Source organism: Pseudothioclava nitratireducens (assembly GCF_029210495.1).
Taxonomy (GTDB): domain Bacteria; phylum Pseudomonadota; class Alphaproteobacteria; order Rhodobacterales; family Rhodobacteraceae; genus Pseudothioclava; species Pseudothioclava nitratireducens.
On sequence record NZ_JARGDK010000044.1, the window covers coordinates 1 to 564 of the forward strand.

General features: G+C 69.3%; 1 protein-coding gene. It reads right to left on the reverse strand.

The annotated features are described in order from the left end of the window. Positions 1-138 precede the first annotated feature (138 nt). Positions 139-564: hypothetical protein (locus P0X85_RS15140; protein WP_275815221.1), on the reverse strand; the 426-nt coding region annotated here is incomplete at its 5' end.

Genomic DNA, 564 nt, shown 5'->3' on the forward strand with positions numbered 1-564 from the left:
TCTTGCCATCCCAATCAATGGCCGTTGGACCGGTCCAGATCCGCACCATGCCCGACGGGAACTCCCCCTCGAAGAAGATCGCGGGCCTGAGCTCGCCCGTGCCAAGGGCTGCCGCGAGCTCCGTCGTGATATCCCGGCTCATAGCGCCTCGCGGGCAGAGAGCGTGAAGCGGTGACGCGCCACCCGCTCGATGCGGGTCGGCACTGGACCCGTCGGGCGCAACAGCACCTGCGGGCGGTTGAGTTCGAGCGGTGTTCCGGCAGGCAGTGCCTGGCGCAGCGCTGGAAAGAGCGTCACCAGTGCGATGCCACTCATGTTCGCCGTCGCGTCGAAGGCCACCTGGTGCAGCCGTGTCTGCCGCCCGGTGCCGATCGACAGGAAATCCCCGGAGGCGAGCGCGGGCAGGCCCGGCGACCAGCCCGTGGTCTGCAGCACGTTGCCCCCCGCGACCGGCATGTCGAGCGTGATGGTCTGGCTGAGGGATTTCGCCTCGATCGAGGGATCGGCGAAGAGCAAAAGGCCGCGCCCCGAGCCGAGCGCGGTCAGCGCCGCGGAGACCGAGCG